Raw genomic sequence first — 22,818 nt, forward strand, 5'->3', positions numbered from 1 at the left:
CTCGCTCCGTCCGTGAAGGGCTCCTTGAGGGAATCAGATTCCCTCAAGGAGCCCTTCACGGACTTTGGGCGAAGTTGCGCAGTAGCCTCGCGGGCGTGAGTGAACTCAGCCACGTCGACGAGTCCGGGGCCGCCCGGATGGTCGACGTTTCCGGCAAGACCGCGTCCGCGCGCACCGCGCTGGCCGGCGGGACCGTCCACACCACGGCGGAGGTCGTCGGCCTGCTTTCGGCCAACGGCCTTCCCAAGGGCGACGCGCTGGCGACCGCGCGGATCGCCGGGATCATGGGCGCCAAGCGGGTGCCCGAGCTGATCCCGTTGTGCCATCAGATCGCGCTGTCCGGGGTCAAGGTGGAGTTCGAACTGGCCGAGACCGCCGTGCACATCAGCGCGACGGCCAAGACCAAGGACGTCACCGGGGTCGAGATGGAGGCGCTCACCGCCGTCGCGGTCGCCGGGCTGACCCTGCACGACATGATCAAGGCTGTCGACCCGGCCGCGACGCTCGACAACGTGCGGCTGATCCGCAAGGACGGCGGCAAGACCGGGACCTGGGAGCGGCCATGACCAAGACCGCGCGCGTCATCGTCGCGTCGAACCGCGCCGCGCGAGGCGTCTACGAGGACAAGACCGGCCCGGTGCTCGCCGCCTGGCTGGCCGAGCGGGGCTACGACGTGCCGCCGCCGGTCGTCGTCGAGGACGGCGACCCGGTGGGCGGCGCGCTGCGGGCCGCGGTGTCCGACGGCGTCCAGGTGATCCTCACGACCGGCGGCACCGGCATCTCGCCGACCGACCGGACCCCGGACGTCACCCGCGCGGCGCTGGATTACGAGCTGCCCGGCGTCGCGGACGCGATCCGGGCGGCCGGGCTGCCGAAGGTGCCCACCGCGGTGCTCTCGCGCGGCGTGGCCGGAGTCGCGGGCCGGACCCTCGTGGTGAACCTTCCGGGGTCGAGCGGCGGCGTGAAGGACGGTCTGCGGGTCCTGACGGACATTCTCGACCACGCGGTGGACCAGCTCGCCGGTGGCGACCACCCGCGCGAGGCGGTGCCGTCGGGTCCGGCGGTCCGGATTCTGCGCGCGGACGTGAGCGACCAGCCGCTGTCGGTCGAGGAACACGCGCAACTGGTGGAGGACGACGCGGCGGGTGCGGTGGTCACATTCTCCGGCGTGGTCCGCGACCACGACGGCGGCAAGGGCGTGCGCGATCTGACTTACGAAGGCCACCCGACGGCCCGCGACGTGCTCGCCGAGGTGGTCAACGACCTGGCGGCGCGCTGGAAGGGCGTGCGGGCGGTGGCGGTGAGCCATCGGGTCGGGGCGTTGGCGATCGGCGACGTCGCGCTTGCTTGCGCGGTCGCCGCCGAGCACCGCGGTCAGGCGTTCACGGCGTGCGCGGAGCTGGTCGATGAGGTCAAGGCACGGCTTCCGGTGTGGAAGCACCAGCACTTCACGGACGGCACCGACGAATGGGTCAACTCTCCCTGACCACCTCGTGCGCGGCGATGCCGGTAAGAACCGGCGTCGCCACTCACGAGCCCGGACACGACGAAGGGCCCCACCGCCAGGGGATTGACGCGGTGGGGCCCTTCGGGCGTTCTGTCACAGCAGATGCTGCGCCGGAACCAGCCTCACGAGGAGGCCAGGGTTCACTTGGTGGCGAGCTTCTGGCCGACCACGATGAAGTTCGCGTTCGACACGTACTGCTTGTTCAGGTCCTGCAGCTTCTGGTAGCCGCCCTGGATGTTGTGCTCCTTGGCGATCTTCGAGAGCGTGTCGCCAGCCTTGACGGTGTAGTCGCCGTTCGGGTTGGAGTTCGCCACCAGCGCGGCCACCGGCTGGGTGACCTTCTTCGGGGCAACGCTCTTCGGGGTCGCCTTCTTGGCGGTGCTCTTCTTCGGGGTCGCCTTGTGCGCGGAGGCCGAGCTGCCGGCCTTCTTGCTGCACACCGGCCACGCGCCGGGGCCCTGGCCCTGCATGACGCGCTCGGCGACGGCGATCTGCTGCTCACGCGACGCGCCCTGCGGGCTGCCGGTGCCGCCGTAGGCCTTCCAGGTGCTCTGGGTGAACTGGAGGCCACCGTAGTAGCCGTTTCCGGTGTTGGTGCTCCAGTTGCCGCCGCTCTCGCACTGCGCGATGGCGTCCCAGTTGGTCGCCGACGCGGGGGTCGCGGCGATCGCGAGGGGGGCGCCGACCGCGATACCCGCGACTGCGACACGGGCAATGGTGCGGGTGGCGGCGGACATCTTGCGGTGCTTGCCTCGGTAAGACATCTGAAAACTTCTCGATTCCTGCGCCTACGAGCTCGATGCTGCGGGTCGGGTTGGGAGCCCGTCCGTCCGTTGCCGGGCGGCTGACGCGGACGTCGCACGACGCGCCGTCTTCGTCCCCTCGTCTCTGTCCGGAAATGCTTTCGCTCGGGGTATGGGTCCGGGGATCCGTTGGACAGAGCTGGGCGCTACGGATTCCCGGTGTTGCTTGGTCGGTCGGGGCCAACCGAAAAGCGACGGTACGTAATTCGCGGCGTGATCGGAAATCATTCGGGGTGTGACCTACGTCACAGTAACGGCACGCAACCTGTCTCGATCCGCCTGTTTCCTCTGGTCAGAGCGTCGTTATCTGCCCGTTTTCTTGCCGAGATATTTCACGGATCGTGAGGCTTGGGTCACGTCGATAACGCGTCAAGGGGCCATTCGCGGCAGATAAGGGAGGGCACTCTAAACCACTCGTCAACGGTCGGCCACTGCCCGCCGAGTGGTTCTTTGAGCTGCGGAAATACGCCGTGAGCGAAACGCTTCGGAGAGTAGGGATAAAGCGTGCCGACCGCTCAGCGCGCCAGTGCCGCCATTCGCCGTGGTCCGGACCAATCGGCCGGAAACCGCCGCTCCGGCCGTGCACGCGGCGCTCAGCCGCGTGAACGGGGGCTTTCCGGTCGGTCATCCGCCGGCGAACGGCGGGAGGACGTCCAGGTAGGAGCCGTCACCGAGCGCGCGGCCGCGATCGCGGACCGCCACCTCGTTGACCAGGAAGCTCGCCGCGTCGAGAACGCGGGAAAGTTGCCCGGGGTGCAGCTCGCGCAGCACCTGGACGGCGTCCGCCACCGTCGCGCCCGCCGCCAGCTCCACCTTCTCCTCCTCGGTGCCCGCCGCGGCCCGCGCCGAGGCGAAGTACCGGACGACGACCGTCACCGGGGAAGAAGGCGCCGTGGGAGAGGTCATGGGCTCAACCGCCGATCGCGCTCATCGGCCGGATCGGCTGCGCGAAGCCGGCCTCGTTGATCTCGTGGCCCGCGAGCTTGCGCCACATCGTGTCGCGCCACGCGTCCGCCACCTCCTCATCGCGCGCGCCCGCGCGCACGAGGGCGCGCAGGTCCGTCTCGTCGTTCGAGAAGAGGCAGGAGCGGACGGCGCCGTCGGCGGTCAGCCGGGTGCGCTCGCAGGCGGAGCAGAACGGCCTGGTCACGGACGCGATCACGCCCACGTCGCCCGGTCCGCCGTCGACCAGCCAGCGCTCGGCGGGCGCGCCGCCGCGCGGGGCCGGGAACGGAGACAGGGTGAAGGCCTCGCCGAGCATCGCGAGGATCTCCTCGGCGGTGATCATGTCGCGGCGGTTCCAGCCGTGCTGCGCGTCCAGCGGCATCTGCTCGATGAACCGCAGGTGGTAGTCCTCTTCGAGGGCGAACCGCAGCAGCGGCACCGCCTCGTGCTCGTTGTACCCGCGCATCAGCACGGAGTTGATCTTGACCGGCGACAGCCCGGCGTCGCGGGCGGCGGCGAGGCCGGCCAGCACGTGCGGCAGCCGGTCGCGGCGGGTCAGTTCGGCGAAGCGCTCGCGGTCGATGGTGTCCAGCGACACGTTGATCCGGTCGAGCCCGGCCGCGACGAGGCCGGGGGCGCGTTTGGCCAGCCCGATCCCGTTGGTGGTCATGGACACCCGGGGACGGGGTTCGAGCGCGGTGATCCGCTCGATGATTCCTTCCAGTCCCGGGCGCAGCAGCGGTTCGCCGCCGGTCAGCCGGATGTCGGTGACGCCGAGCATCTCGACCGCGATCCGCATGAGCCGGACCAGTTCGTCGTCGGAGAGCACCTGCTCGCTCGGCATCCAGTCGAGGCCCTCGGCCGGCATGCAGTACGTGCAGCGCAGATTGCACCGGTCGGTGAGGGAGACCCGCAGGTCGGTCGCGACGCGGCCGAAGGAATCGACGAGACCGGGGTGCTCGGGCCGGGGCGTGCCGGACGGGCCTCGGTTGCCGGGGACGCGAGGAAACCCGAGATGTACTGCTGTCATTACGCTCAGGATAGCTTGCGCGGCCTGAAAAGGCAGGCTTGCGAAAAGCTGGAAAACCACCCTCGGTTCCGATGTGGAGGCACTCGGTGAGCACCGCTGAGACGAATAGTGAGCTGACTCACTTCGCGGCGCTGGCGGCTCAGCTGCGCACGCACGTCGTCCTCCGGCACGCCCGCGACGCCGCCCTCGAAGGGCTCTCGGCGACCGAACTGCAGGCGCTCGAACTCGCCGGGCAGACTGCCGATTCCCTTACCCCGGGCCGAATCGGGCAGCTCACCGGCCTGTCGACGGGTGCGGTGACCGGCGTGCTCGACCGGCTGGAGAAGTCCGGTCTGGTGCTCCGCGAACGCGACCGGACCGACCGCCGGAAGGTGCTCGTGACGATCACCGAGGCGGGCCGCGAACGCCTCGACGCGATCTCCGCGCGGGTCGCGCGGCGTCTTGCCGGGGTGCTCGCGGAGTTCACTTCCGCAGAACGGAAAGTCCTCGGGCGTTATCAGTTCGCAATGCTCGAAGCGTTACGCGAAAATGCGCATCCCGCATAGCTTTTCCGCATCTGCGGGGATAATGTTCCGGCCATGCCGCAATTTCGGTTGTCCGAGGCCGCTCGGCTGCTCGGCGTAAGCGACGACACCGTCCGCCGGTGGGTTCGCGCGGGTCAGTTGACCGCGACGGACGACGCCGCCGGTCGCAAGGTCGTCGACGGCGCTCAGCTCGCCGGGTTCGCCCGGGCCCAAGCCAGCGAACCGGACGACCCGTCGGCGGTCGGCCGCTCCGCCCGCAACCGCTTCGTCGGACTCGTCACCGAGGTCGTCGCCGACAAGGTGATGGCGCAGGTCGAACTGCAGTGCGGGGCGCACCGAGTCGTGTCACTGATGAGCACCGAGGCGGTCCGCGAACTCGGGCTGCGCCCGGGCGTGCTCGCGGTCGCCGTGGTCAAGGCGACCACCGTCGTGGTGGAAACCCCGGAAGGATCCCGATGAAGAAGCTCGCCCTCGTCGCCGCGGCGGCGATCGCGTTGTTCGCCAGTGCCTGCAGCTCCGGCGACCAGCCCAGCTCGAACCCGGGTGCGGGCTCCGCGTCCGCGCCCGCTCCGGGAGGCGGCACGCTGACGGTGTTCGCCGCGGCCTCGCTCACCGAATCCTTCAACGTGCTCGGCAAGCAGTTCGAGGCCGCGCACCCGGGCGTCAAGGTCGTCTTCGACTACGAGGGTTCGTCCGCGCTCGTGCAGAAGCTGGACAACGGGGCCAAGGCCGACGTGTTCGCCTCGGCCGACCAGAAGAACATGGACAAGGCCGTGCAGGACGGCGTGATCGACGGCCAGCCGACGGTCTTCGCCACCAACAAGCTCGCGATCGCCGTGGCCAAGGGCAACCCGAAGGGCATCAAGACCTTCGCCGACCTGACCAAGCCGGGCCTGAACGTGGTCGTGTGCGCACAGCAGGTGCCGTGCGGTTCGGCCACGCAGAAGGTCGAACAGAGCACCAAGACCACGCTCAAGCCGGTGAGCGAGGAGACGAACGTCAAGCAGGTGCTGGCCAAGGTCCAGTCGGGCGACGCCGATGCCGGGCTGGTGTACGTCACCGACGCGACGTCGGCGGCGGGCAAAGTGGACAAGGTCGACTTCCCGGAGTCCGCGGGCGCGGTGAACCAGTACCCGATCGCGGCCGTCAAGAACGCTCCGCAGGCGGCGCTGGCGAAGCAGTTCACCGACTTCGTCCTCGGGGAGCAGGGCAAGGCCGAACTGGCCAAGATCGGCTTTGGCCCTGGCAAGTAAGGCGGGCGCGGCGGCCGAGACCCGGCCGCCGCACGCCCGGGTTCCGCTGATCCTCTGGTTCCCCGCCGTCGTCGCGCTCGCGCTGGTGGTGCTGCCGGTCGTCGGCCTGCTCGTGCGGTCCGATCTGACCCGGCTGCCGTCGCTGCTGGTCACGTCGTCGTCGCTGAACGCGCTCCGGCTGTCGCTGACGACCGCCGCACTGTCCACAGTGGCCTGTGTAGTGCTCGGCGTTCCGCTGGCGATCGTGCTGGCCCGCTCCCGGGTGCCGGGCGTGCGGATGCTGCGTTCGGTGGTGCTGCTTCCGCTCGTGCTGCCGCCGGTGGTCGGCGGCCTTGCCCTGCTGTACCTGCTGGGGCGCAAGGGTTTCCTCGGCATCCTGATCAACTGGCTGACCGGCGAACAGGTGCCGTTCACGACGGCCGCGGTCGTCATCGCGCAGACGTTCGTGGCGATGCCGTTCCTCGTCGTCAGCCTGGAAGGCGCGCTGCGCGGCTCCGGCGACCGCTACGAGCAGGTCGCCTCGACGCTCGGCGCGCGCCCGTGGACGGTGTTCCGCCGGGTGACGCTGCCGTTGCTGCTGCCCGCGCTGGGCTCCGGCGTCGTGCTGAGCTTCGCTCGCGCGCTGGGGGAGTTCGGCGCGACCATCACGTTCGCGGGCAGTTTGGAAGGCGTGACCCGGACGCTGCCGCTCGAGGTCTACACGCAGGCCGAAGTGGACATCGACAGCGCGGTCGCGCTCGCGTTGCTGCTCATCGTGGTCGCGATCCTGGTCATCGCGCTCGCACGGCCGCGGTCGTGGGAAGGCGGGCTGCGGTGACCCTGTCGGCGAAGCTGGCGTTGAGCCGCGGCGAGTTCTCGCTCGACGTCGAGTTCACCGTGCCCGGCGGCTCCGTGCTCGCGCTGCTCGGGCCCAACGGCTCCGGGAAGTCCACTGTGCTCGGCAGCCTCGCCGGTCTGCTGCCGGTGAGCTCGGCGGACGTCACGCTCGCCGACCGGCGGCTGGCCGGGAACGGCGTCGACTCGCCGCCGCACGAACGGCGGATCGGCCTGCTGTCCCAAGACGCGCTGCTGTTCCCGCATCTGTCCGCAATGGACAACGTCGCGTTCTCGCCGCGCTCGACCGGTGCCAGCCGGGCGGAAGCGCGGGCGATCGCCTCGCGGTGGCTGGCCGAAGTGGACGCGGCGGAGTTCGCGAACCGGCGGCCGAGCCAGCTGTCCGGCGGGCAGCAGCAGCGGGTGGCGATCGCCCGGGCGCTGGCTTCCGCGCCGGACCTGCTGTTGCTGGACGAACCGTTCGCCGCGCTCGACGTGGACTCGGCCCCGGCGATCCGCGGCTTGCTGCGCCGAGTGCTGCGCGACGGCCCGACGACCGTCCTGGTCACGCACGACCCGCTGGACGCGTTGGCTCTTGCCGACCACGTGGCGGTGATGAACGGCGGCCGCATCGTGGAACGCGGCCCGACGCGCGAGGTGCTGGCCGCGCCGCGGACGCCGTTCACCGCGCGGATCGCCGGGCTGAATCTGGTGTCCGGAACAGCGGTGGACGACGGATTGCGCACGCCGTCCGGCGAAGTGGTGACGGGTTTGCTGACGCCGGACACCGTGGTGGGCGAGGCGGCGGTCGCGGTGTTCGCACCGAACGCGGTCGCGGTCTACCCGCACGACGGCGACCACCACGGCAGCCCACGCAACACGACCGACGCCGTCGTGGCGGCCCTGGAACCGCACGGACCGGTGATCCGAGTCCGGACCGAGGGCAGCGGCTGGGCACACGGCCTGACCGCCGACCTCACCCCGGCGGCGGTGGCCGAACTCGCGCTGGAACCCGGTTCGGCGGTGGCGCTGTCGGTGAAGGCCGCGACGGTGGCGGTACACCCGGCTGCGGCTTCCTGAGCCTCGCTTCCCCCGCGTGGGTTCGGTTCTTCGCTGCCGCTGGATGTCCGTGAGGGGAACCCTGACGGAATCTGATTCCGTGAGGGTTCCCCTCACGGACGTTCGCCTCGGCGGACCGCGTCTATCGGCCAAGGGCAACTTCGCGCACGGCGGCCGCTGTGCCCGCTATTGAGAAAACCCAATGCCACATTGGGTGCGTGGGATGCACCGAATGCCACATTGGGTGCGTGGGATGCACCGAACGCCGCATTGGGTGCGTCAGATGCACCCAATGCGGCATTGGGGCGCAAGCGATCCCGCTCAGCCGCCGTGGTGGTGGCCGCCGCCGGGGTGGACGTGGAATTTCGCCACCTCGGGCGGGTGGACGACGAACGGCCGCATCATGCCCTCGTCCTCGTGGTCGAGGATGTGGCAGTGGTACATGAACTCGCCGGTGCCGCCGCTGAACTGGCCGGCGACGCTCACCCACTGCCCGGGGTTCACGATGATCGTGTCCTTCCACCCCTCCTCGTACTTCTCCAGCGGGACTTCCGCGAACCCGTCGATCGGCCGGGAAGTGCGCTCGGCGGCCGGGTCGAACGTCGTGGTGAAGCTGCGGCGGAAGAGCGCCTGGAATTCGGTCAGGTGGATGTGGAACGGATGCGCGGGCCCGCCGTTCGCGACGTGCACGATGTTCCACACCGCCCATTTGCCGTGGTCGATGAAGATGCCGGTGGTGTCGTCGAAGAGCCGCCCGATCATCCGGAACGTCTTCAGCCCGCCCGCCGGGTCGTTGATCTGGATGATGCCCTTGCCGCCCGGATCGGCGTCGACCTGTTCGAGGTCCCACATCTCCGGATGGCCGCTGGCGTTGAGCAGCAGCGCGACCCAGACGTGGTCGTGGTCCTCCGGCAGCGTCGAACCGTGCTTGATCCGGACGTACGACGACGAGAGCTTTTCGGGCAGCTCGAACGAATCGTGCCGCGCGCGGCTTTCCACCCGGAACTCCATGACGTCCGGTTCGACCCCGCCGAGGTTGGGATCGGCGTTGCGCAGCTTGACTTTCTGCCCCTGGAACCGGCTGAAGTCGATCAGCACGTCGAACCGTTCGGCGGGCGCGACGGTCAGCCCGCCGGACGGCAGCGGCGCGGGAGCGGGCAGCAACCCGCCGTCGGTGCCGATCAGGCGGACGGCGTCGTTGCGCGGCACGTTGTTCTCGTCGACCAGGTTCAGCGTGAAGAACCGTTCGTTGGCCGCGTTGAGCAGCCGGAAGCGGTACCACCGCGCGCTGACGTCGAGGTGCGGCCAGATCACGCCGTTGACCAGCGTGAACGGACCGGAGAACGGGATCATCGGCCCGTTCGGCACGTACGGGAACTTGTACAGCAATTGCCCGGTGAGCGCTCCGGTCGCCGGGTCGGTGTCGAGGTTGCGGTCGGTCAGGATCAGCGGCAGTTCGCGATCGCCGCCGGGCAGGTCGAGCTCGTCCTCCTCGTCGTCGCGGATCAGGTACAGGCCCGCCAGACCGGTGTGGACGTTGAACCGGGTGATCGCCATGGCGTGGTCGTGGTACCAGAGCGGCATGGCCTGCTGCCGGTTCTGGTACTCGGCGAGCTGCGAAGTGCCCCGGAGACCGGCGTTGTGCGCCCATCCGTCGTTGCTCGCGTTGGTGCGCGCGCCGTGCAGGTGAACCACGGTCCAGGCGGGCAGGTCCGCGACGCCGTCGACGATCGAGTAGCCGGGCCGGTCGAGCTCGCGGCCGGGGCGGGTGGTCGGTGCGTCGCCCACCGGTCCTTGCACGGCGACCAACGGGAACTCGCCTTCTATTTCGTTCGACCACGAAATCCGCAGTTGTTTGCCGCTGCGCACTTCGATTGTCGGTCCCGGGAAATGTCCGGCATAAGTCCACAATGTACTCGGCGGCAATTGCGAGTGCAGCCGTTGCCGCTTCGCCACCATCGGAATGGTGATCATGTCCTGCCCCCACCACGGCGGCCGCAGCACCGGCGGAACCGGCAGCGGGTCAAGGAACTTGGTGAGCCCCCAGTTCGGCCCGGTGATCGGGGCCGCGGCGGCGGGCCGGTCGACAATTTCTGTCATCAGGTTGTTCCCCCTTCAAATCAAGGGGCAGGAAGAATTGCGCCACGGCGAATACGCCGGAGCTTACGGAAAAGATTCCCCCGAACCCCCTCGGTAACCGGTCCCGCGACTCCCCTCGCGTTACCGGCAATTTCCACTGTAGCCGTTTTCGTCGTATGCCGCAGGCGTCTCGCGCGCGTGATAGGTTTTCGCGCATGAGCGAAGGCCGGTGGACGTATCTCTCCGACATGGACGGTGTGCTGGTCAGGGAGGAACACCTCGTCCCGGGGGCGGACGAGTTCCTCGACGAACTGCGGAACAACGGTATCGACTTTTTGGTGCTCACCAATAACTCGATCTACACCCCGCGCGACTTGCGGGCGCGGCTGCTGCGCACCGGTCTGGACATCCCCGAGGAGTCGATCTGGACCTCGGCGCTGGCGACCGCGAAGTTCCTCGCGTCGCAGCGGCCGAACGGCTCGGCGTTCGTGATCGGCGAGGCCGGGCTCACCACGGCGCTGCACGAGGTCGGCTACGTGCTGACCGAGCGCGACCCGGACTACGTCGTGCTCGGCGAGACCCGCACGTACAGCTTCAGCGCGATCACCCGCGCGATCCGGCTGATCGAGGGCGGTGCGAAGTTCATCGCGACCAACCCGGACGCGACCGGCCCGAGCGTCGAGGGCTCGATGCCGGCCACCGGGTCCGTCGCCGCGCTGATCGAGCGGGCCACCGGCCGCTCGCCGTACTACGTCGGCAAGCCGAACCCGCTGATGATGCGGTCCGCGCTGCGCCGGCTGGGCGCGCATTCGGAGTCGACGCTCATGATCGGCGACCGGATGGACACCGACGTGCACTCCGGGATCGAGGCCGGACTGCAGACCATTCTGGTGCTCACCGGCATCTCGAACGAGGAATCGGTGGAGAACTACCCGTACCGGCCGACGAAGGTGATCGGCTCGGTCGCCGACCTGATCGGGCGAACGCTCGACCCGTTCGGCGAAGGCTGACCGCCCACCGCCCGGGATCAGGGCATATCGTCGAACGATGAGCGTCTATGTGGTGGGCGACGTCCACGGGCACCGGGACGCCCTGGTTGACGCACTGCGCGCCGAGGGCCTGGTCGACAGCGACGGCAAGTGGGCCGGCGTCGACGACCGCTTGTGGTTCCTCGGCGACTTCACCGACCGCGGCCCGGACGGCGTCGGGGTGATCGACCTCGTGCGCGAGCTGCAGGAGCAGGCGGCGGAGGCGGGCGGCTCGGTGCAGATGCTGCTCGGCAACCACGAGATCCTGCTGCTCGGGATGTACCACTTCGGCGACCGCCCGGTGCCGTCCGACTTCGGGCCGCGCAGTTTCGCGCGCAGCTGGGAGATCAACGGCGGCCTGCTGTCGGACCAGGACCGGCTCACTCCCGAGCACATCGAGTGGCTCACCGAACGCCCGCTCGTCGCGGTCGACGAGGACCACCTGCTGCTGCACTCGGACACCCTCGAGTACCTCGACTGGGGCGAGGACCTCGACTCGATAAACGCCACCGCGCACGACATCCTCTCCGGCAGCAACATCGAGGCCTGGTGGGACGTGTGGCGGCGGATGACCACCCGGTACGCCTTCCGCGGCCCGGACGGCGAGGAGAACGCCGACCGGCTGCTCAACGCACTGGGCGGCTCGCGGATCGTGCACGGGCACAGCGTGATCGCCGACCAGCTCGGCATCCACCCGACGCAGATCGAAGGCCCGTACCTCTACGCCGGAGGGAAAGCGCTGGGCATCGACGGCGGCCTGTTCGTCGGCGGCCCGTGCCTCGTGGTGAAGCTGCCCTTCGAGCCTGAGGACTAGCTGGCCGCGTACCGCAGTTCGAGGATCCCGGACGGGAAGGCGGTGCTCTTCACCAGCCGCAATCGCCGGGCTTCGCCGAGTTCCGGGAACAGCGCCGCGCCCTTGCCGGTGACGGCGGGGAGCACCCAGAGCCGGTACTCGTCCACGACGCCGAGCTTGATCAGCGAGTGCAGGAATTCGGTGCCGCCCGCGGCGACGAGGTCCTTGCCGGGTTCGGCCTTGAGCTGGGCGATCTCCTCTGCGAGGTCTCCGCTGGCGATCCGGGTCTCGGCCCAGTCCGCGCTGGTGAGCGTTCTCGAGAACACGACCTTGGGGATCGCGTTCATCGCCTTGGCCGAGGGATGGTCCGAGGTGGGCCAGAAACCCGCCATGGCTTCGTAAGTGTTGCGGCCCATGAGGAAGGCCCCGGCCTCCCAGAGCTGGTCGACGAAGTATTTCTCCTGCTCGGGGTCGTCGATGGACATCATGACGTCCCGGATGCCGTTGTCGGCGTCGGCGCTCTTGCCGTCGAGCGAGACGTAGAAACCGAGGATCAGCTTGCGTGCACTTGTCATGCGGCACAGCTTGCTGCCGATGGTTTGAGTTGTCAAGACAAAATTATTTTTCGGTAGGACTCGCGAAGAGGCCGCGAGGCGAACCGAACTGGCCGGTTCGCCTCGCGGCAGGTCAACCGGGGACGGACCTCAGGAGTCGACGATCTCCTTGCCCAGCGGCATCAGCGAGATCGGGATCATCTTGAAGTTCGCCAGGCCCAGCGGGATGCCGATGATCGTCAGGCACTGCAGGGCCCCGGTGATCAGGTGGCCGATGCTGAGCCACAGTCCGGCGACCAGGAACCAGATCACGTTGCCGACGAACGAACCGACCCCGGCCTCGCGGCGGTCGACGACCGTGCGGCCGAAGGGCCACAGCGCGTAGTTCGCGATCCGGAACGACGCGATGCCGAACGGGATCGTGACGATCAGGACGCAGCAGACGACTCCGGCGAACAGGTAGCCCAGCGCCATCCAGAAACCGGCGAGGACGAGCCAGATCACGTTGAGGATCAGTCGCATCAGACGTACAACTCCCCGCTCACTACGGTGACGGCCTGGCCGCGCAGCAGCACGCGGTCGTCGCGGACTTCGGTGCGCACGGTTCCGCCGCGGGCGGAGATCTGGTGACCGACGAGGGCGTTCTTGCCCAGTTTCCGCGTCCAGTACGGGGCCAGCGAGCAGTGCGCGGAACCGGTGACCGGGTCCTCGTCGACGCCTACCCCGGGGCCGAAGAACCGGCTGACGAAGTCGTCGCCCGCCGCGGTGATGATCAGCCGTCCGGTCCAGGTGGTGCGCAGGGCGTCGAGGTCCGGCTGTGCCTGGCGGACCGCTTCGGCGCTTTCGAGCTCCACGAAGAGGTTCTCTCGCGCCCGTCCGGTGAACTTCGCCGGCAGGTCGAGGATGCGGGAGAGGTCTTCGCCGGTCTCGACGGGCGGGTCGGCGGGGAAGTCCATCTCGATCCAGCCGTCGGCCTTGGTGCAGGTGAGCCTGCCGCTGAGGGTGTCGTAAACCTGGTGTCCGCCAAGGACATGCGTGACCGCGATGGTGGCGTGCCCGCAGAGCGAGACCTCGTCGGTCGGGGTGAACCAGCGCAGGGATTTCGCGCCCTCGCCGGTGGCGACCACGAACGCGGTCTCGGAGTGCTTCATCTCCGCCGCGACCTGTTGCATCCACTCGGCGTCCGCGGGTTGCTCGAGCACGACGACGCCCGCCGGATTGCCGGCGAACGCCTGGTCGGTGAAGGCGTCGACTAGGTGGAATTGCATGAAGCCGATCTTGCCCTGCCGCACGCGGGCAGGGCATCGGGGATTAGCCCTGAATTCTCAGCGCACGCCCTCTTCGATCGTCTCCAGCAGCCACGTCCGCAGGTGCGCGCCCGTCGACGGGGTGAAATGCAGCCGGAACCCGCCGTCGGGCAACGGTTCCGAGAACGTCAGGTACCGCCCGCCGTCGGTGTCCACGAACGTCGCGGTCGAGACCGGGCGGAGCGTGCCTTGTCCTGGCCGCAGCGAAAGTTCCACGGTTCCGTGCCGGTGCAGCGGCCACTGCGAGTACCCGGCCAGCGCGTCGCGATCCTGGCGCGACGGCGCGGGTGCCGCGGCGTTGCGTTTCGGCGGCGGGCCCTGGGTGATCGCGACCGGGGAGACGGGCAGCGCCGGATAGGGCGGGAACATGCTCAGCACCAGATCCACCAGCCGCTCCGGCCGGACCTGCTGGAAGCGAAGCCCGTCGTCGACCTGCTCCGAGAACACGCCGAGGCCCTCGCCGATGCACGCCCGGTACAGCACGGTCCCGGACGGCAGTTCGGCCGCGCGCACGATGATCAGCACGTCCGGCCTCGTCCACGCGCGCAGGGTCGCTTCGACATCGCGGTCGAGTTTCTCCGCGTCGGCCAGCCCCCGGCCGCGCAGCGCGGTCCACGCCTCCTCGGCCAGCCGGTTGTGCTCGGTCATCGTCGCGCCCGCGCTGCGGATCTCGAACGGATGCCACGACGCGGGCAGCCCGGTGCGCCGCACCGCCACGTCGGTCTCGGTCCAGCCCAGGGAGAATTCCTCTGGCAACGTCCCAGTCCCCTCGTGCACGAAACAACCCGCACCGAGGGTAGCGGAACGCGCACGACCATCAGCCGCTCGTGCGAGCGCACCCCATAACTAGGGTGGCGGAAAGGTCCGAAATCGAGCTTAGACTCGGGCTCGTCGACGAAGACCGCCACGGGAGGCACCGATGCCTGACGCGCCTGCACTGCCGAGTTACGCCTCCGGGACCTCCAGCGTCCCCCTGCTCGGCGACACGATCGGGGACAATTTCGACCGCACGGTGGCCGCGTTCGGCGACCGGGACGCGCTCGTCGACCGCGAGGCAGGCGCCCGCTGGACCTACCGCGAACTCGCCGCCGAGGTCGACACCCTCGCGCACGGGCTGCTGGCGTCGGGCATCGGCAAGGGCGACCGCGTCGGCATCTGGTCGCCGAACCGGGCGGAATGGACGTTCCTCCAGTACGCGACGGCGAAGATCGGCGCGATCCTGGTCAACATCAACCCGGCCTACCGCTCGCACGAACTGCAGTACGTGCTCAACCAGGCGGGCATCCGGATGCTCGTTGCCGCGGACAAGTTCAAGACGTCCGACTACGGGGCGATGATCGAGGAGGTGCGGCCGAACTGTCCCGGACTGGAAGCGGTCGTGCTGCTCGGCACCGCGTCGTGGACCGACCTGATGGAGTCCGGCCGCGGCGGCGACACGGAACGGCTCGCGCAATTGCAGGCCGGGCTGTCCGCGGACGACCCGATCAACATCCAGTACACGAGCGGCACCACCGGTTTCCCCAAGGGCGCGACCCTCAGCCACCACAACATCCTCAACAACGGCTATTTCGTCGGCGAGCTGTGCAATTACACCGAGGAGGACCGGGTCTGCATCCCGGTGCCCTTCTACCACTGCTTCGGCATGGTGATGGGCAACCTCGCGTGCACCAGCCACGGTTCGTGCATGGTCATCCCGGCCCCGGCGTTCGACCCGAAGGCCACGCTCGCCGCGGTCGCCGCCGAACGCTGCACGTCGCTGTACGGCGTGCCGACGATGTTCATCGCCGAGCTGAACCACCCCGAGTTCGAGACGTTCGACCTCGGCTCGCTGCGCACCGGCATCATGGCCGGATCGCCGTGCCCGGTCGAGGTGATGAAGCAGGTCATCGACCGGATGGGGATGACCGAGGTGTCCATTTGCTACGGCATGACCGAGACGTCTCCGGTGTCCACGCAGACCCGCGCGGACGATTCGGTGGAGCGCCGGGTGTCGACGGTCGGCCGGGTCGGCCCGCATCTGGAGTCCAAAGTGGTCGATCCGGAAACCGGGCTGACCGTGCCGCGCGGCATGCCTGGCGAATTGTGCACCCGCGGCTATTCGGTGATGCTCGGCTATTGGGAGGAACCGGAAAAGACCGCCGAGGCGATCGACGCCGCGCGCTGGATGCACACCGGCGACCTCGCGATCATGGACGACGAGGGGTACATCAACATCACCGGCCGGATCAAGGACATGGTGATCCGCGGCGGCGAGAACATCTACCCGCGCGAGATCGAGGAATTCCTCTACACGCATCCGGACGTGCTGGACGCGCAGGTGATCGGCGTGCCGGACGTCAAGTACGGCGAGGAATTGATGGCCTGGATCCGGATGCGCGAGGGTGCGCAGCCGCTGACCACGGAAGCGGTGCGCGAGTTCTGCCAGGGCAAGCTGGCGCATTACAAGATCCCGCGCTACATCCACGTGGTCGAGGAATTCCCGATGACGGTGACCGGGAAGGTGCGCAAGGTCGAAATGCGCCAGCAGTCGGTGACTTTGCTGGGGTTGGAGCAGGCGGCGTCGCAGAAGCACGCGTGAGCTGACACCGGCGGCCGTCCGATGTGGACGGCCGCCGGTTCGCGTCAGGCGGAAGCGGCCGCGGCGGCTTCGGCGAGGGCTTTTTCGTCCTCCTCGCCGAAGGTCTCCTCGAGTTGCTCGGGCGAGTAGTCGAGGTCGATCTGCTCGACCGGCGTGCCCCGCGCGGATTCGATCGCACCGAGGCGGCGCTGGGCGCGGTCGGCGGCGTACTGGATCAATTCCTCGGGGTCGTTGTCGAACGGGACCTCCTCGAATTGGTCCTGCACCCACTGGATCATGCCGAGCGCGTGCGGCAGCAGTTCGCCCATGCGTTCCTGCACGGCGTCCCACATCGCGTCGTCCGCGGCGACGTGCCGTCGGCAGGTGAACGTGCCCCACGCCATGTGGCGGCGTTCGTCGTCGCCGATGCGGCGCACCAGTTCCTGCATTCCCGGCAGGATCTGGTTCTGCGTGCAGATCAGCTGCCACGAGTAGTACCCGGTGAGCGCGAGGCTGCCTTCGATCACGTGGTTGTATGTCACGCTCGCGCGGATCTGGTTGAGCGGACTGGGATCGTCCTCCAGCGCGCGCAGCGACTGCGGCAGTTCCTCGTAGAAAAGCTTGCGGTAGTGCGGGTTTTCCGCGACGTAGGAATGCAGGTCGTCGTCCAGTCCGACGGCGTCCATCCAGCGCCGGAAAACCTCGACGTGCTTGGCCTCCTCGAAACAGAACTGCGTCAGGTACATCTCGTCGCCGAACCGGCCGGTCGACGACATCGCGCGCATGAACGGCTGGATGTCCTCGGTCACCGCCTCCTCGCCCGCGATGAACTGCGCGACGAGGTAGGTGGTCGAGCGCTGCTGCTCGGGCGTCAGGCTTTCCCAGCCCTCGCGTTCCCTGCTGAAATCGAGGTCCGCCGGGTTCCAGAACTTCTTGTTGCCCTTGACGAACAGCCGCAACGGGAACGAGTCCCAGTTCAGCCCGCCCTTGCGCAGGGACGAGAATCCGCTGCGCAGCTCCGGAAGCGTCTCGGTCATGACTGGCCCTCTCGTTTCACTCCATTGTGGACGAATTGGTCGATGGCGGGGGCGAGCACCGCGAGGACCGACTCGGCGGCCTCGGACGCGGAATGCGTCGGCAGCACCAGGTGGCTGAGCGACAGCCGGACCACCGTTTCGGCGAGCAGCGCGGCGGCCTCCTGGGTGAGCCGGGGTTCGAGCGCGAGGTACTGCTGCGCCGCGAGTTCGGCCGACGCGGTGAGGATCGGTTCGCCGCGCGAGGTCAGCAGGGGGAGCAGGTCCTCGCCCGCCTCGGTGCCGAGCGCCGCCGCGATCAGCCGGTTCTCCCTGGCGTGTTCGATCGTGTAGACGACCGCGCCGCGGATGCCCGTGAGCAAACTCTCGGCGTCCTCGAACCGGCAGCGGATGCCGTCGAGGAACTCCGCCGCGACGCGCAGCGCGACGGCCTGCGTGAGCGCCGCCTTGCTGCCGAACTCGTTGTAGACCGTCTGCCTGCTGACCCCGGCTTTCGCGGCCACGTCGGCCATCCGGAGGCCCTGGTGGCCGCGATCGGGGAGCAGGTCCGCGGCCGCGTCGAGCAGCGTTTCGCGAAGCGTCGCCTTGGTCCGCTCGGTGAAGCTGGTCACACCGCCAGCTTGACACAGACTGAATCTGTGTCAAGAACCTTTACCTGGATGGTGCACGTGTACAGCGGACCGTCCGGAACTGTCGGTCCGGACAGCTACCGTGTGGGACGTGGGCATCACGGTGGGGTTCGACCTCGACATGACATTGATCGACCCGCGGCCCGGCATGGTCGCGGCGATGAACGCGCTGGGCAAGAAGTCCGGGCTGACGTTCGACGGGGAGGCGTTCGCCTCGAACCTCGGGCCGCCGCTCGATCAGGCGCTGCGCGATTTCGGCGCGCCCGAGGACCGGATTCCCGAGCTGATCTGGCAGTTCCGCGAGCTGTACCCGGAGACGGTCGTGCCGAGCACGGTCGCGCTGCCCGGCGCGGCCGAGGCGCTGGAGGCGGTCCGGGCGGCAGGCGGGCGGACGGTCGTGGTCACCGGGAAGTACGGGCCCAACGCGCAGATGCACCTCGACGCGCTGGGCATGAAGGTCGACGCGCTGGTGGGCGAGCTGTGGTCCACGCAGAAGGCGGCGGCCCTGCTGGAACACGAGGCACGGGCGTACGTCGGCGATCACCTCGGCGACGTGCGGGGCGCGCGAGCGGCCAACGCGATGTCCGTGGCCGTGGCGACCGGGCCGTGCAGCCGCGAGGAATTGGCCGCCGAGGGCGCGGACGTGGTGCTCGACTCGCTGGTCGAGTTCCCCGGGTGGTTCGCCAGGACGTTCGTGGAAACCGCGGTGTAACCGCTGGTCAGCCGTGCTTTCCGGCGCGGGCTTCCTGGATCAGCGCGATCAGCCCGAGCAGGAGGCCGAGCGGGGTGATCACGCCGGCGGCCGCGCTGAGCCACACCGGCAGGTTCTCGAGTCCGGCGGCGAACAGCACGAACACTGTCGCCACGGCGAGCATGCCGATGGCGAACAGGCCGATGCCGAGCCGCATGAGGATCGGTTTGCCGGTCTGTTTCGCTGCGTTCTCCATGGGGTGAGAGTAACGGGACTATCCGCTTCTCCCCAGCGCCTGTGGCGAGATACGCTTATCGGACGCGCGCCTCGAGATCGCTCGGGGCGCGTTCGTCGTGACCTGCACAGCAGAAGGACTGGTGAGGGAAGTGCCGACCGGCAAGGTCAAGTGGTACGACGCGGAGAAGGGGTTCGGCTTCGTCACGCAAGACGGCGGTGCGGACGTCTACATCCGCAAGGCCGCGCTGCCCCACGGCGTGGAGGGCCTGAAAGCCGGGCAGCGGCTCGAGTTCGGCGTGGCCGACGGCAGGCGCGGACCGCAGGCGCTCTCCGTCCGGCTGCTGGACCCGCCGCCGTCGGTCGCCGAGGCGCGCCGCCGGCCCGCGGAGGAGCTGCACGGCCTCGTCGAGGACATGATCAAGCTGCTGGAGCTGAAGGTCCAGCCGGACCTGCGGCGCAACCGGTACCCGGATCGCAAGAACACCAAGCAGATCGCGGAGATCATGCGGGCGGTCGCGCGCGACCTCGACCCGTGATCAATCACGCCACCGCTTGAAAACAGTGAAGGGCTCCGTACGGGAATCTCCCCGCGCGGAGCCCTTCACGGCTTTTGGCCGGATCAGGCAGGCTGGACCTGCAGCGACCACAGCGCCGTCGTGACGGCTTCCGCGTCGTTCGGGTCGCCGGTGCGGCTGATCACCGATGCCTGTGCGATCTCGACCACCACGATCTGGTCGTCCTTCGCGGGCGGCGTCGCGGTGTAGGCGTAGCGGTCGCGGGAGGTGATGATGTCCTCCTTGAGCGGCTGGGGCTCGCCCTTGCCGTTCACGTACTGCACGGTGACCTTCCACGGCGTCTCGGCGATCTCCTTCGGCACCGAGATCTGCACCGAGCGGCCCGGCCGCACCTTGAGCTTGCCGGTCGCGCCGGGGTTGGCCGCGCAGACGCCGGACTTGATGTCGCAGTTGCCGATCGGGGCGACGTTGATCGTGTGCCCGTCGGCGTAGAAAGTCACCTCGGCCGGGCCCGGCGCGGAACAGCCGGCCACCGCGAAACCACCGGCCGCGAGCACGGCCACCACCCGGGAACGTCGCATGGCCCGAGATTACCGGCGGCCTCGCGCGGGCCCCTGGGCGGGGAAGCTGCCGGTCGGCTCCGGGCGCAATGGGCGATTTCCGCCGAGGCCGGGCAGCAGCGAACCGCCGCGCTGCACCAGGAACGTCTGCGTCAGGCCGACCGCCAGCAGGAGCGTGACGACCAGGAAGCCGATCCAGTACGTCGGCGGCAGCAGCAGTCCGACCGCGCCGCCCATGCACCACGACAGCTGCAGCACCGTCTCGGAACGCCCGAACGCCGAGGCGCGCGACTGCTCCGGCAGGTCCTCCTGGATCACCGCGTCGAGGCTGATCTTCGCCAGCGCGCTGGCGGTCGCGCCGATGAGGCCGACGATCGCCGCCGTGGCGAGGCCGGGCAGCAGCGTCGCGATCAGCGTCGTCACGACACACGCCGCCACGCAGGCAACGATCACCTGGTCCGCCGAACCGAAGTGCAGCCGCGAACCCAGTGCGTTGCCGACGAATCCGCCGACGCCCGCCGCCGCGCCGATGATGCCCAGCAACAGCAACTGGACGAACGGGCTGTGCCCGGCGTGTTCGGTCTGCGCCTTCACCGCGAAGGCGGCGAACATCATCAGGAAGCCGGTCAGCACGCGGACGGAACCGTTGCCCCACAAGGCAACGACGATGTGCCGTCCCATCGGCTGGCGCTGCCGCTTCTGCTTCGGCTCCGGCCGCGCGGACAGCGACGTCGGGACCTCGCCCTCGGTCACCTCGACCCACGACGGGATCCGCATCGACTGCACGGCCGCGGCCACGCAGATCACCGCGGTGAACCACAGTGCGCCCGAGGAGTTGGAGAGGCTGCTCACCCCGCTGGCCAGCGCGCCGAACACGCCGCCCGCGATCAGGCCGAAGACGGTGATCCGCGCGTTGGTCTTCGACAGCGTGATCTCCGGCGGCACCACGCGCGGCGTGACCGCCGCCTTCAGCACGGTGAACGACTTCGACAGCACCATCATCCCGAGCGCCGCCGGGTACAGCAGCCAGTCGTCGAAGTGCAGTGCCATCACCACGGCCATCAGGCCCTGGCCGATCGACGAGACGCACATCGCGAGCCGGCGGCCGCGCTGGATCCGGTCCAGCGCTGGGCCGATCACCGGTGCGACGAGCGCGAACGGCGCGATCGTGATCAGCAGGTACAGCGCGACCTTGCCCTTGCTCTCGCCGCTGGTCGCGGCGAAGAACAGCGTGTTCGCCAGCGCGATCGCCATCGCCGCGTCGCTGGCGTAGTTCAGCATCACCGCGTACATCAGCGAGGTGAGACCGGACTTGTCCGCGCCGTCTGCCTTGGTGGCGCGCTGGAACGCGCCGATCGCCTGTCCGCTCAGCTGACGGCTGCGCAGCGCGGCGACCCGCGTGACGGTGAGCTTCTTCGGCAGTTTCGGAACCGACCCGGCGCCGGGGACGGCGGTGGTGTTGAAGGCCTCGTCCTGCTCGTCTTCGACGCGTGGCTCGCCCGCGTAGCCGCCGGTGTCGTAGTGCTCGTAGCCGGCGCTGCCGGGACGGTCGTCGTACGGCCGCGGGTGGACGGGCTCGGTGCGGTGGTCGCGCGGCGGGTACGGCCGGGCGCCGCGCGGGGGCGGCGGCGGACGGTGTCCCATCGGGACAGCGCCGGTGGGCGCTTCCTCGGCGTTCGGCGGGAACGGCGGCGCGTCGTCGTAGAACGCGCTGCGCGGCTCCGGCCGTCCGGGATAACCGCGGGGAGGGCGCTGATCGACGTGCTCGGTTCGCGGTTCGGCCGGGCGTGCGCGCGGAGGTTCGGGCTGGATGCGCTCCGGCCGGGCCCGCGGCGGTTCCGGCGCGTACTCCGGCGGAGCCTGGCGAACGCGCTGGTCAACGGCCTGATCGACCCGGGTCGGCGGGGTGTCGCGCCACGAGCGGGCCTGCGCCGCGCCGGGCTCGGGAGTCCAGCGGCGCTTCTTCTTCCCACGGCCTTTGCCCGACTGCCCGCCGAGGGGGCTGTCGGAACCGGAGCGCGAGCTGAAGAGGGCCACGGTTCAATCCTGCCTCATCGAGGTCACGTACCGCCCGCTCACGTGCCGGTTCGCTGATTTTCCGGGACGAACTTCACGCGGAACGACGTCGGCCACAGCTTCCCGGTCAGCAGGAATTCGTCCGTGCCCGGGATCGCGGCGATGCCGTTCAGCACGTCCTCGCCGGGCCGGGACGGCGTGCGGAGCTTGCCGGCGTCGATCTTCGCGGTGATCCGTCCGGTGCCGGCGTCGATGCGCAGAATGGTTCCGGTCTGCCAGACGTTCGCGTAAACGGTGTCGCCGACGCACTCCAGTTCGTTCAGCTGGTCCTGGCCGACGTCGACGGAACCGGTGACCGCAAACGTTTGCGGGTCGCGGAAGGTGAGCATCGACGACCCGTTGCTCATCACCAGCCGTCCACTGGGCTGATGGCACAGTCCCCAGCCCTCGCCGTCGTAGTGCACGCGCCGCAGTTCGGCGAGCGTCTGGGAGTCGCGTTCGATCGCGATCCCGTCGCGCCAGGTCAGCTGCCACAGCTTCGGCCCGAGCACGGTGATGCCCTCGGCGAACAACGGCGACGGCACCGTCACCTGTTTGGCTGGTGTTCCGCCTGCCGGTCCCGCGGTGAGCGCGGACTTGCCTTCGAGCCCGCGGCTCTCGTACAGCGTCGTGCCGGAGTACTCGAGTCCTTCGGTGAAGGCGGTCGAGTCGTGCGGCAGCGTTCCGAGCACCTGGACGGTGAGCTGTTCGGGCTGGGCGGGCGTGGCTTGGGTGCCCGCGCATCCGCCGAGCAGGGCGGCGGCCACCAGGGGCCAGACGATCCGGGTTCGCACGAGGAACAGCCTGGCACGGGCGGCGCGGATGCGTGCGGCACAATTGGGGGT

Annotated in this window: 26 protein-coding genes; 12 read left to right on the forward strand and 14 right to left on the reverse strand. The window is 69.1% G+C overall.

Annotated features, from left to right (window positions below; all coding sequences use genetic code 11):
* The first annotated feature begins 95 nt into the window (after window positions 1–95).
* Together moaC and FKO37_RS07435 are read left to right on the forward strand one after the other, a co-directional pair.
* Window positions 96–566 carry a cyclic pyranopterin monophosphate synthase MoaC gene (gene moaC / locus FKO37_RS07430; RefSeq protein WP_037807821.1) on the forward strand — a complete coding sequence of 157 codons (471 nt, stop codon included), beginning with the start codon at window positions 96–98 and terminating at the stop codon, window positions 564–566.
* Complete coding sequence (locus tag FKO37_RS07435; RefSeq protein WP_238604061.1) at window positions 563–1,486, forward strand: molybdenum cofactor biosynthesis protein MoaE; 924 nt, start codon at window positions 563–565, stop codon at window positions 1,484–1,486. Before moaC ends, FKO37_RS07435 begins: the two co-directional genes overlap by 4 nt.
* A 161-nt stretch (window positions 1,487–1,647) precedes the next feature.
* On the opposite strand, the gene FKO37_RS07440 is transcribed toward FKO37_RS07435, so the two are convergent.
* The 3 genes from FKO37_RS07440 to moaA form a co-directional block, all read right to left on the reverse strand.
* Window positions 1,648–2,271 carry a transglycosylase family protein gene (locus tag FKO37_RS07440; protein ID WP_037807815.1) on the reverse strand — a complete coding sequence of 208 codons (624 nt, stop codon included), beginning with the start codon at window positions 2,269–2,271 and terminating at the stop codon, window positions 1,648–1,650.
* Window positions 2,272–2,934: 663 nt separating this feature from the next.
* The gene (locus FKO37_RS07445; RefSeq protein WP_238604062.1) at window positions 2,935–3,216 is read right to left on the reverse strand and encodes a MoaD/ThiS family protein; all 282 of its coding nucleotides are present in this window, start codon (window positions 3,214–3,216) and stop codon (window positions 2,935–2,937) included.
* A 4-nt stretch (window positions 3,217–3,220) separates the two neighbouring features.
* A complete protein-coding gene (gene moaA / locus FKO37_RS07450) occupies window positions 3,221–4,285 on the reverse strand; it encodes a GTP 3',8-cyclase MoaA (RefSeq protein ID WP_238604063.1) in 1,065 nt (354 codons plus the stop codon).
* A gap of 86 nt (window positions 4,286–4,371) precedes the next feature.
* Here moaA and FKO37_RS07455 point away from each other — a divergent pair, with 86 nt between their 5' ends.
* Genes FKO37_RS07455 through FKO37_RS07475 form a run of 5 tightly spaced genes read left to right on the forward strand, consistent with a single transcriptional unit; the run spans window position 4,372 to window position 7,955 of the window.
* A complete protein-coding gene (locus FKO37_RS07455) occupies window positions 4,372–4,830 on the forward strand; it encodes a MarR family transcriptional regulator (RefSeq protein ID WP_238604064.1) in 459 nt (152 codons plus the stop codon).
* Between the two features lie 33 nt (window positions 4,831–4,863).
* Window positions 4,864–5,268, forward strand: coding sequence for a molybdopterin-binding protein (locus FKO37_RS07460; RefSeq protein WP_009083933.1), 405 nt, complete (start codon window positions 4,864–4,866; stop codon window positions 5,266–5,268).
* Window positions 5,265–6,062 carry a molybdate ABC transporter substrate-binding protein gene (modA, locus tag FKO37_RS07465; protein WP_238604065.1) on the forward strand — a complete coding sequence of 266 codons (798 nt, stop codon included), beginning with the start codon at window positions 5,265–5,267 and terminating at the stop codon, window positions 6,060–6,062. Before FKO37_RS07460 ends, modA begins: the two co-directional genes overlap by 4 nt.
* 49 nt (window positions 6,063–6,111) lie before the next feature.
* A complete protein-coding gene (locus FKO37_RS07470) occupies window positions 6,112–6,879 on the forward strand; it encodes an ABC transporter permease (protein WP_037809276.1) in 768 nt (255 codons plus the stop codon).
* Window positions 6,876–7,955: a sulfate/molybdate ABC transporter ATP-binding protein gene (locus FKO37_RS07475; protein ID WP_037807804.1), complete on the forward strand. Its 1,080-nt coding sequence runs from the start codon at window positions 6,876–6,878 to the stop codon at window positions 7,953–7,955. Before FKO37_RS07470 ends, FKO37_RS07475 begins: the two co-directional genes overlap by 4 nt.
* Window positions 7,956–8,255: 300 nt before the next feature.
* Here the strand turns inward: FKO37_RS07475 and FKO37_RS07480 are convergent, their stop codons facing one another.
* Window positions 8,256–10,034, reverse strand: coding sequence for a multicopper oxidase domain-containing protein (locus tag FKO37_RS07480; protein WP_078870248.1), 1,779 nt, complete (start codon window positions 10,032–10,034; stop codon window positions 8,256–8,258).
* A 194-nt stretch (window positions 10,035–10,228) separates the two neighbouring features.
* Between FKO37_RS07480 and FKO37_RS07485 the strand changes: the two genes are divergently transcribed.
* A complete protein-coding gene (locus tag FKO37_RS07485; protein ID WP_037807803.1) occupies window positions 10,229–11,023 on the forward strand; it encodes an HAD-IIA family hydrolase in 795 nt (264 codons plus the stop codon).
* A gap of 37 nt (window positions 11,024–11,060) precedes the next feature.
* Window positions 11,061–11,855, forward strand: a complete 795-nt coding sequence (locus FKO37_RS07490) for a metallophosphoesterase (protein WP_037807802.1) — start codon at window positions 11,061–11,063, stop codon at window positions 11,853–11,855.
* On the opposite strand, the gene FKO37_RS07495 is transcribed toward FKO37_RS07490, so the two are convergent.
* The 4 genes from FKO37_RS07495 to FKO37_RS07510 all read right to left on the reverse strand — a co-directional run bounded on the left by FKO37_RS07495 (window position 11,852) and on the right by FKO37_RS07510 (window position 14,472).
* Window positions 11,852–12,409 (reverse strand): dihydrofolate reductase family protein, encoded by a 558-nt coding sequence (locus FKO37_RS07495; RefSeq protein ID WP_134661881.1) that lies wholly within the window; start codon window positions 12,407–12,409, stop codon window positions 11,852–11,854. The genes FKO37_RS07490 and FKO37_RS07495 overlap by 4 nt on opposite strands.
* A 129-nt stretch (window positions 12,410–12,538) precedes the next feature.
* Entirely contained in the window at window positions 12,539–12,910 is a 372-nt protein-coding gene (locus tag FKO37_RS07500; RefSeq protein ID WP_043827307.1) for a YccF domain-containing protein, read from the reverse strand.
* Window positions 12,910–13,656, reverse strand: a complete 747-nt coding sequence (locus FKO37_RS07505; RefSeq protein ID WP_238604066.1) for a PhzF family phenazine biosynthesis protein — start codon at window positions 13,654–13,656, stop codon at window positions 12,910–12,912. The genes FKO37_RS07500 and FKO37_RS07505 overlap by 1 nt, the downstream gene beginning before the upstream one ends.
* Window positions 13,657–13,713: 57 nt before the next feature.
* A complete protein-coding gene (locus FKO37_RS07510; RefSeq protein WP_134661878.1) occupies window positions 13,714–14,472 on the reverse strand; it encodes an ESX secretion-associated protein EspG in 759 nt (252 codons plus the stop codon).
* A 142-nt stretch (window positions 14,473–14,614) separates the two neighbouring features.
* Between FKO37_RS07510 and FKO37_RS07515 the strand changes: the two genes are divergently transcribed.
* Complete coding sequence (locus FKO37_RS07515) at window positions 14,615–16,273, forward strand: AMP-binding protein (protein WP_238604067.1); 1,659 nt, start codon at window positions 14,615–14,617, stop codon at window positions 16,271–16,273.
* Window positions 16,274–16,317: 44 nt separating this feature from the next.
* On the opposite strand, the gene FKO37_RS07520 is transcribed toward FKO37_RS07515, so the two are convergent.
* The gene (locus tag FKO37_RS07520; protein WP_037807791.1) at window positions 16,318–17,289 is read right to left on the reverse strand and encodes a R2-like ligand-binding oxidase; all 972 of its coding nucleotides are present in this window, start codon (window positions 17,287–17,289) and stop codon (window positions 16,318–16,320) included.
* On the reverse strand, window positions 17,286–17,897 hold the full coding sequence (locus tag FKO37_RS07525) for a TetR/AcrR family transcriptional regulator (RefSeq protein ID WP_134661877.1): 612 nt from the start codon (window positions 17,895–17,897) through the stop codon (window positions 17,286–17,288). Before FKO37_RS07525 ends, FKO37_RS07520 begins: the two co-directional genes overlap by 4 nt.
* Window positions 17,898–18,006: 109 nt before the next feature.
* Between FKO37_RS07525 and FKO37_RS07530 the strand changes: the two genes are divergently transcribed.
* The gene (locus tag FKO37_RS07530; RefSeq protein WP_238604068.1) at window positions 18,007–18,627 is read left to right on the forward strand and encodes an HAD family hydrolase; all 621 of its coding nucleotides are present in this window, start codon (window positions 18,007–18,009) and stop codon (window positions 18,625–18,627) included.
* 7 nt (window positions 18,628–18,634) lie between these two features.
* Here FKO37_RS07530 and FKO37_RS07535 read toward each other — a convergent pair whose 3' ends face one another.
* Window positions 18,635–18,862 carry a hypothetical protein gene (locus FKO37_RS07535; protein WP_037807785.1) on the reverse strand — a complete coding sequence of 76 codons (228 nt, stop codon included), beginning with the start codon at window positions 18,860–18,862 and terminating at the stop codon, window positions 18,635–18,637.
* A gap of 130 nt (window positions 18,863–18,992) precedes the next feature.
* Here FKO37_RS07535 and FKO37_RS07540 point away from each other — a divergent pair, with 130 nt between their 5' ends.
* A complete protein-coding gene (locus FKO37_RS07540) occupies window positions 18,993–19,379 on the forward strand; it encodes a cold-shock protein (RefSeq protein WP_037718500.1) in 387 nt (128 codons plus the stop codon).
* A gap of 83 nt (window positions 19,380–19,462) precedes the next feature.
* Here the strand turns inward: FKO37_RS07540 and FKO37_RS07545 are convergent, their stop codons facing one another.
* Genes FKO37_RS07545 through FKO37_RS07555 form a run of 3 tightly spaced genes read right to left on the reverse strand, consistent with a single transcriptional unit; the run spans window position 19,463 to window position 22,767 of the window.
* Window positions 19,463–19,939 (reverse strand): DUF2771 family protein, encoded by a 477-nt coding sequence (locus tag FKO37_RS07545; RefSeq protein ID WP_037807782.1) that lies wholly within the window; start codon window positions 19,937–19,939, stop codon window positions 19,463–19,465.
* Between the two features lie 9 nt (window positions 19,940–19,948).
* Window positions 19,949–21,955, reverse strand: a complete 2,007-nt coding sequence (locus FKO37_RS07550; protein WP_238604069.1) for an MFS transporter — start codon at window positions 21,953–21,955, stop codon at window positions 19,949–19,951.
* 38 nt (window positions 21,956–21,993) lie between these two features.
* The gene (locus FKO37_RS07555; RefSeq protein ID WP_238604070.1) at window positions 21,994–22,767 is read right to left on the reverse strand and encodes a glutaminyl-peptide cyclotransferase; all 774 of its coding nucleotides are present in this window, start codon (window positions 22,765–22,767) and stop codon (window positions 21,994–21,996) included.
* Window positions 22,768–22,818 lie beyond the last annotated feature (51 nt).

The sequence above is a fragment of the Amycolatopsis sp. Poz14 genome, assembly GCF_006704225.1.
GTDB classification, from domain to species: Bacteria; Actinomycetota; Actinomycetes; order Mycobacteriales; family Pseudonocardiaceae; genus Amycolatopsis; species Amycolatopsis nivea.

What these genes read in the sequence shown, in the direction of transcription:
- FKO37_RS07435 (WP_238604061.1), top strand. Translation starts at nt 563, where the DNA reads ATGACCAAGACCGCGCGCGTCATCGTCGCGTCGAACCGCGCCGCGCGA.
- FKO37_RS07440 (WP_037807815.1), bottom strand. Translation starts at nt 2,271, where the DNA reads ATGTCTTACCGAGGCAAGCACCGCAAGATGTCCGCCGCCACCCGCACC.
- FKO37_RS07445 (WP_238604062.1), bottom strand. Translation starts at nt 3,216, where the DNA reads ATGACCTCTCCCACGGCGCCTTCTTCCCCGGTGACGGTCGTCGTCCGG.
- moaA (WP_238604063.1), bottom strand. Translation starts at nt 4,285, where the DNA reads ATGACAGCAGTACATCTCGGGTTTCCTCGCGTCCCCGGCAACCGAGGC.
- FKO37_RS07460 (WP_009083933.1), top strand. Translation starts at nt 4,864, where the DNA reads ATGCCGCAATTTCGGTTGTCCGAGGCCGCTCGGCTGCTCGGCGTAAGC.
- modA (WP_238604065.1), top strand. Translation starts at nt 5,265, where the DNA reads ATGAAGAAGCTCGCCCTCGTCGCCGCGGCGGCGATCGCGTTGTTCGCC.
- FKO37_RS07480 (WP_078870248.1), bottom strand. Translation starts at nt 10,034, where the DNA reads ATGACAGAAATTGTCGACCGGCCCGCCGCCGCGGCCCCGATCACCGGG.
- FKO37_RS07485 (WP_037807803.1), top strand. Translation starts at nt 10,229, where the DNA reads ATGAGCGAAGGCCGGTGGACGTATCTCTCCGACATGGACGGTGTGCTG.
- FKO37_RS07490 (WP_037807802.1), top strand. Translation starts at nt 11,061, where the DNA reads ATGAGCGTCTATGTGGTGGGCGACGTCCACGGGCACCGGGACGCCCTG.
- FKO37_RS07495 (WP_134661881.1), bottom strand. Translation starts at nt 12,409, where the DNA reads ATGACAAGTGCACGCAAGCTGATCCTCGGTTTCTACGTCTCGCTCGAC.
- FKO37_RS07500 (WP_043827307.1), bottom strand. Translation starts at nt 12,910, where the DNA reads ATGCGACTGATCCTCAACGTGATCTGGCTCGTCCTCGCCGGTTTCTGG.
- FKO37_RS07505 (WP_238604066.1), bottom strand. Translation starts at nt 13,656, where the DNA reads ATGCAATTCCACCTAGTCGACGCCTTCACCGACCAGGCGTTCGCCGGC.
- FKO37_RS07515 (WP_238604067.1), top strand. Translation starts at nt 14,615, where the DNA reads ATGCCTGACGCGCCTGCACTGCCGAGTTACGCCTCCGGGACCTCCAGC.
- FKO37_RS07520 (WP_037807791.1), bottom strand. Translation starts at nt 17,289, where the DNA reads ATGACCGAGACGCTTCCGGAGCTGCGCAGCGGATTCTCGTCCCTGCGC.
- FKO37_RS07535 (WP_037807785.1), bottom strand. Translation starts at nt 18,862, where the DNA reads ATGGAGAACGCAGCGAAACAGACCGGCAAACCGATCCTCATGCGGCTC.
- FKO37_RS07545 (WP_037807782.1), bottom strand. Translation starts at nt 19,939, where the DNA reads ATGCGACGTTCCCGGGTGGTGGCCGTGCTCGCGGCCGGTGGTTTCGCG.